The 6135-nt window shown below is 72.9% G+C and carries 5 protein-coding genes; 2 read left to right on the top strand and 3 right to left on the bottom strand.

Annotation, left to right across the window (positions count from 1 at the left end; genetic code table 11):
• Nucleotides 1–579 precede the first annotated feature (579 nt).
• Nucleotides 580–2433 (top strand): FMN-binding glutamate synthase family protein, encoded by a 1854-nt coding sequence (locus AACH11_RS23600; RefSeq protein WP_341376741.1) that lies wholly within the window; start codon nt 580–582, stop codon nt 2431–2433.
• Between the two features lie 81 nt (nt 2434–2514).
• Here AACH11_RS23600 and AACH11_RS23595 read toward each other — a convergent pair whose 3' ends face one another.
• Nucleotides 2515–3429 (bottom strand): dienelactone hydrolase family protein, encoded by a 915-nt coding sequence (locus AACH11_RS23595; protein WP_341376740.1) that lies wholly within the window; start codon nt 3427–3429, stop codon nt 2515–2517.
• Between the two features lie 247 nt (nt 3430–3676).
• On the opposite strand from AACH11_RS23595, the gene AACH11_RS23590 reads away from it, so the two are divergent.
• Nucleotides 3677–4018, top strand: coding sequence for a DUF971 domain-containing protein (locus AACH11_RS23590; RefSeq protein WP_341376739.1), 342 nt, complete (start codon nt 3677–3679; stop codon nt 4016–4018).
• Here the strand turns inward: AACH11_RS23590 and AACH11_RS23585 are convergent.
• Together AACH11_RS23585 and AACH11_RS23580 are read right to left on the bottom strand one after the other, a co-directional pair.
• Nucleotides 3984–5630: an alpha-D-glucose phosphate-specific phosphoglucomutase gene (locus AACH11_RS23585; protein WP_341376738.1), complete on the bottom strand. Its 1647-nt coding sequence runs from the start codon at nt 5628–5630 to the stop codon at nt 3984–3986. The genes AACH11_RS23590 and AACH11_RS23585 overlap by 35 nt on opposite strands.
• 156 nt (nt 5631–5786) lie before the next feature.
• Nucleotides 5787–6089, bottom strand: a complete 303-nt coding sequence (locus AACH11_RS23580) for a cysteine-rich CWC family protein (RefSeq protein WP_341376737.1) — start codon at nt 6087–6089, stop codon at nt 5787–5789.
• Nucleotides 6090–6135 lie beyond the last annotated feature (46 nt).

The raw sequence follows: 6135 nt of genomic DNA, 5'->3' as shown, positions 1-6135 counted from the left end.
GCGCAAGATCCTCGACTTCCGGACCCCGCGCGAGGTCTATATGGAAATCGTCGAGGCGGAGTTGCTCAAACGGGGGCAACGGCAAACTCAAGGTGTTGCACTTCAAGGTTGACACCGCCAGGCGCATCTCAGGTTGATTTCAAATTTTCAGCTGAACCTGTTTTTGCTTGGTTTGTTTTCGGTTCTGTTTTTATTTCTCGGCATGGCATTTATTTAATTTTTTTGGGGGATATTTCGTGGCTGTTGAACGTAAAGTTATTGGTGGCGGTAACTTCGAGACCAGAAATTTGGGAGGGCTCGGCGGAGTTCTAGGCAGGCCATCTGGCGGCGTGCAGTCTGGTTCCGGAAATTCAGGGGGGACCACGGGTTCGAGTTCAGGGAATTCTGGGCAGGGTCGGCCACCGGCGGCGGGTTCACAAACGCCTAAAAAGTAACCTGATTGGTCGAGGTCGGTTGGCTTCTGGTGACGTCTCGATGCGTGCAATAGTGCGCTTTTCGGTGGGTTAATCAGAGCTACCCGACGCAGTTCGAAGGTGCTCAATCGGAAGTCCCGCACCGGACCGCCGAAGGAGCCCCGCCATGCCCGCCTGGCTGATCGCGCTCGACCGCGTCTTTCCCGTGCGCCTGCTGACGCTGGCGCTGTGCGCGCTGGCCGCCATCGGCGGCGCGGCCGCGATGTGGCAGGGGGCGGCGATCGGCCCCTGGCTGACGCTGCCCGGGGTGCTGGGCCTGTACGTCGGCCTGCATGACCTGCGCCAGACCCGCCACGCCATCCTGCGCAACTACCCGGTGCTCGGTCACCTGCGCTTCGTGCTGGAGTGGATCCGGCCCGAGATCCGCCAGTACTTCATCGACAGTGACCGCGACGCGGTGCCGTTCTCGCGCCAGCAGCGCAGCCTGGTCTACCAGCGGGCCAAGGGCGAGAGCGACAAGCGGCCCTTCGGCACCCAGCTCGACGTGGGCGCGGCCGGCTACGAGTGGATCAACCACTCGATGCAGCCGACGCGGCTCGATGGCCACGACTTCCGCGTCACCATCGGCCAGGGCAAGCCGGGCGTGCACCAGCCGTACGCGGCCAGCCTGTTCAACATCTCGGCGATGAGCTTCGGCGCGCTGAGTGCCAACGCCATCCGCGCGCTCAACGGCGGTGCGCGGCGCGGCGGCTTCATGCACGACACCGGCGAGGGCTCGATCAGCGCGCACCATCGGGCGCACGGCGGCGATCTGGTGTGGGAGATCGGCTCGGGCTACTTCGGCTGCCGCGATGCCGACGGCCGCTTCGATCCCGAGCGCTTCGCCGCGCAGGCGGCCGATCCGCAGGTGCGGCTGATCGAGGTCAAGCTCAGCCAGGGGGCCAAGCCCGGCCACGGTGGCGTGCTGCCCGGGCCGAAGGTGACGGCCGAGATCGCGGCGGCGCGTGGCGTGCCGCAGGGCGTGGACTGCGTCTCGCCGGCCGCGCACAGCGCCTTCGATTCACCGGTCGGCCTGCTGCGCTTCCTGGCCGAGCTGCGCCGGCTGTCGGGCGGCAAGCCGGTGGGCTTCAAGCTGTGCGTCGGCCATCCCTGGGAATGGTTCGCCATCGCCCAGGCCATGCTGGCGACCGGGCTGACGCCCGACTTCATCGTCGTCGACGGTGCCGAGGGCGGCACCGGCGCGGCGCCGCTGGAGTTCACCGACCATGTCGGCGCGCCGCTGCAGGAGGGGCTGCGCCTGGTGCACAACACGCTGGTGGGCCTGAACCTGCGCGACCAGGTGCGCATCGGCTGCTCGGGCAAGATCGTCAGCGCCTTCGACATCGCGCGGGCGATGGCCCTCGGCGCCGACTGGTGCAACTCGGCGCGCGGCTTCATGTTCGCCCTCGGCTGCATCCAGGCCCAGCACTGCCACACCGGGGCCTGCCCGGTCGGCGTCGCCACGCAGGACGCGGCGCGCCAGCAGGCGCTGGTGGTGCCCGACAAGACCGAGCGGGTGGCCCGCTTCCACCAGCACACGCTGGAGGCGCTGCGCGAGCTGGTGCAGGCCGCGGGCCTGAGCCATCCAGGCCAGATCCAGCCGCAGCACATCATGCGCCGCCAGCCCGACCAGCAGGTGCGCTCGCTGGAGACGGTGCTGCCGACGGTGGCGCCGGGCGCGCTGCTGGAGGCCATCGCCGGCCGCGCGCCCTGGCCGCTGCACGTCTACGCCCGCTACTGGCATGTGGCGGATCCGCACAGCTTCCGCCCGCTGTCGACGGCCCGCGCGCTGGTGCCGGGCGCGCAGCCGGTGCCGGTGGCCGGGCCGGCGATGCCGGCCGGGGCCGCTGCCGGGGGCGATCTGTCGGCCCAGGCCGCGCAGATGGTGCAGGTGGACTCGACCAGCGAGGCCGAGCGGGTCCGACGGGTGGCCGAGGCCGTCGCTTCTGCCCGCTCGCCGCTGCACACGTCCAGTTCCTGAGCGGCTGGCCGTGGCGCCGCCCGACCGCGCGCGTCGAGGCGGCTGCCGGCGGGCGTCGCGGCGGAGGGCGCCTGTGGCGCCTCAGCCCTGCAGCGTGCGGCGGAACAGCGCCAGCGTGCGGCCCCAGGCGATCGCTGCCTGGGTCGCGTCGTAGCGCGGCGTGGTGTCGTTGTGGAAGCCGTGCTGGGTGCCGGGGTAGACCTGGGCCTCGTGGCGCGTGCCGGCGGCCTGCAGCGCGGCCTGGTAGGCCGGCCAGCCGGCGTTGATGCGTTCGTCGTTCTCGGCGTAGACGATCTGCAGCTCGGCGCGGATGCGCGGCACGTCGGCCGCCGGGGCGCCCAGGCCGTAGTACGGCGCGCCGGCGCGCAGCTCGGGCACCCGCGTGGCCACCAGGTTGACGATGCCGCCGCCGTAGCAGAAGCCCACGGCGCCCAGCCGGCCGTTGCTGCCCGGCGCCGTGAGCGCCCACTGCGCGGCGGCGACGAAGTCCTCGGCCGTCTTCTTCAGGTCCAGCGTACCGAAGGCGGCGCGGGCCTTGTCCTCGTCGCCCGGATAGCCGCCGAGCGTGTGCAGCGCGTCGGGCGCGATGGCCAGGTAGCCCTCCAGCGCCAGGCGGCGGGCGACGTCCTCGATGTGCGGGTTCAGGCCGCGGTTCTCGTGCACCACCAGCACGGCCGGCAGCGGGCCGCGGGCGGCCGCTGGCCGGACGGTGTAGGCGCGCACCGTGCCGTTGCCCTGCGGCGACGCGAAGCTCGCCCAGGCGGTCTGCAGCCGCGCGTCGTCAGGGCGCACCTGCTGGGCGTGCGCGAAGTCGGGGCTGAGGGCGGCCAGCAGGCCGACGGCCGTGGTGCCGGCCAGCGCGGCATGGCGCGCGGCCCGGTCGAGGAAGCCGCGGCGGTCGATCAGGCCGTGCACGTAGAGGTCGAACAGCTTGAGGACCTCAGGGTCGAAGTCGGCGGCGGTCAGGCGGTGACGCGGATCGGTGGACGAGGGCATCTCGGCTCCTGCAGGTGTGGGCGGTCGGGCATCGATCATCGCCGGGCGTGCAGGGTTCCGCATCCGCGGCCACCACGGGCCTGTGCTGCGCGCCCGCGGCGGCCGATGCCCGTATCAAGGGCAGGCTGGAGCACCGACGCCGCGCGCGATGCACCATGCCGGTCGGCCCGAGGAGCCGGCGTCCGGGGCCCATACCCTGGCACTGTGCGTGCTTTGACGGTCGTCGACGTCGTTGCCGAGGGTTCCCATGAGTCCGCAATCCGTGACCAACCACCTGGACCGAGCACGCCTGACCATCCGCTGGCAGGCCGGCGATCAGATGCAGATCTCGCATGCCACGCTGCGCGCGGCCTGCACCTGCGCCGCCTGTGACCAGATGCGGCGCCTGGGCTGGGGCCCGGCGGTCGAGCCCGGCGTGCGCCTGCTGGCGCTGCAGCTGGTCGGCCGCCAGGGTGTGCTGATGGTGTTCAACGACGGCCATGGCCAGGGCGTGTACCCCTGGCCTTATCTGCGCGCCCTGGCCAGCGCGGGGCAGGCCCCGCGCCGCGGCGACCTCAGGTCACCACCGAGGGCTCGGTCCGTCCCGTGAGGCCGGCGATGTCGGCCAGGCGGCGCGCGACCTCGATCAGCGCGGCCAGCGCGGCCTGGGTCTCGACGCCCTGGCGCGTCGGATCGTTCTCGACCGCCTCCAGGTAGACGCGCAGCGTCGCGCCCTCGGTGCCGGTGCCCGACAGCCGGTAGACGATGCGCGCGCCGTCGCTGAACAGCACGCGGATGCCCTGCTGGCGGCTGACCGAGCCGTCGACCGGATCGGTGTAGGCGAAGTCGTCGGCCGCGGCCACGGTGCGTCCGCCCAGCGTCTGGCCGGGCAGGGCGGCCAGCTGCCCGCGCAGCCGGGCGATCAGCGCCTGGGCGCCGTCGGTGGCGATGGCCTCGTAGTCGTGGCGCGAGTAGATGTTGCGGCCGTAGCGCGCCCAGTGCGCGCGCACCAGGGCCTCGACACCCTGGCCGGTGGCCGCCACCACGTTGAGCCAGAACAGCACGGCCCACAGGCCGTCCTTCTCGCGCACGTGGTCGGAGCCGGTGCCGTAGCTCTCCTCGCCGCACAGCGTGGCCTGGCCGGCGTCCAGCAGGTTGCCGAAGAACTTCCAGCCGGTCGGCGTCTCGTGGCAGGGGATGCCGAGGGCCTGCGCCACGCGGTCGGCCGCGCAGGACGTGGGCATCGAGCGCGCGATGCCGGCCAGGCCGCGGCGGTAGGCCGGCACGCGGGTGGCGTGGGCGGCCAGCAGGGCCAGGCTGTCGGACGGCGCGACGGCGAAGGCGCGGCCGTCGGCGCCGCGGCCGACGATCATGTTGCGGTCGGCGTCGCCGTCGGTGGCCGCCCCCATGTCGGGCGCGTCGGCGCCGTTCATGTGGGCGATCAGGTCCTCGGCGTTGACCGGGTTCGGGTCCGGATGCAGGCCGCCGAAGTCCTCCAGCGGCACGGCGTTGACGACGGTGCCCGCCGGCGCGCCCAGCTCGCCTTCCAGGATGGCCCGGGCGTAGGGGCCGCCGACCGCGCACATCGCGTCCATGCGCAGGCGGAAGCCGCCGGTGAACAGCGCGCGGATGGCCGGGAAGTCGAAGGTCTCGCGCATCAGCGCGGCGTAGTCGGCCACCGGGTCGATGACGGTCACGGTCAGGCCGTCGAGCTCGCGCGTGCCGAGGGTGTCGATGTCGACGTCGGCCGCGTCACTCGTGCGGTAGGCGGTGATGGTCTGGCTGCGCGCGTAGATGCCCTCGGTGATCTTCTCGGGCGCCGGGCCGCCGTTGGCGGTGTTGAACTTGATGCCGAAGTCGCCGTCCGGGCCGCCCGGGTTGTGGCTGGCCGACAGGATGAGGCCGCCGTAGGCGCCGTGCTGGCGGATGACGGCGCTGGCCGCCGGCGTCGACAGGATGCCGCCGGCGCCCACCAGCACGCGGCCGAAGCCGTGGGCCGCGGCCATCTTCAGGATCGTCTGCACCGCCACGCGGTTGTGGAAGCGGCCGTCGCCGCCGAGCACCAGCGTCGTGCCCTGCGCGCCGTCGAGGCCGTCGAACAGGGCCTGGACGAAGTTCTCCAGGTAGCCGGGCTGCTGGAAGACCGGAACCTTCTTGCGCAGGCCGGAGGTGCCGGGCCGCTGGCCGGCGTAGGGGGTGCTGGGGACGGTGATCAGGCTCATCGGTTCGGGTGTCGACGGACGTCAGGAGGGCGGTGGGCCGGGACTGGCAAGCCCCGTGCCTGCCGTGGGTGCCCGCTCACCACGGGGTGCGAGTGTGCGCCGCGGATGTGACGGCGCGCCACCACCCGGACGCGCGTGGGCGTGACCGACGGCGGCTCAGCCGCGAGGCGGTGGCGTGGCGGGCGCCGTGGCCGTGGCCGTGGCCGGCTCCAGCGGCGCACCGTCGGCCAGCGTGCGCAGGCAGGCCAGGCACAGGCAGTCGTCCCAACGGGCACGCAGCGCGGCCTGCAGTGCCGGCGTCAGCGTCAGGCCCGAGCAGGCGCAGGGGCCGGGGCCGGCGGCCCCGCAGCGGAAGTCGCCGCCGCAGCGCGGGCAGGCGATGGCGCGCAGCGCCGGCCGTGCGGGCGGGGGCGGTGCGGGCGGGGGAGGTGCGGCGGGCGCCGGTTGCGGATCGCTCATGCTTCGGCGGCGGGGGCGGGCGGGCGGGCGGGCGGGCGGCCGGCGC

The organism is Pseudaquabacterium rugosum, from assembly GCF_038066575.1.
Lineage (GTDB): Bacteria > Pseudomonadota > Gammaproteobacteria > Burkholderiales > Burkholderiaceae_C > Pseudaquabacterium > Pseudaquabacterium rugosum.
The sequence above is the reverse complement of the archived record's forward strand: the minus strand, read 5'-3'. Positions and strand labels throughout refer to the sequence as shown.

Coding starts and splice junctions, on each gene's coding strand:
- AACH11_RS23600 (WP_341376741.1), top strand. CDS start 580: ATGCCCGCCTGGCTGATCGCGCTCGACCGCGTCTTTCCCGTGCGCCTG.
- AACH11_RS23595 (WP_341376740.1), bottom strand. CDS start 3,429: ATGCCCTCGTCCACCGATCCGCGTCACCGCCTGACCGCCGCCGACTTC.
- AACH11_RS23590 (WP_341376739.1), top strand. CDS start 3,677: ATGAGTCCGCAATCCGTGACCAACCACCTGGACCGAGCACGCCTGACC.
- AACH11_RS23585 (WP_341376738.1), bottom strand. CDS start 5,630: ATGAGCCTGATCACCGTCCCCAGCACCCCCTACGCCGGCCAGCGGCCC.
- AACH11_RS23580 (WP_341376737.1), bottom strand. CDS start 6,089: ATGAGCGATCCGCAACCGGCGCCCGCCGCACCTCCCCCGCCCGCACCG.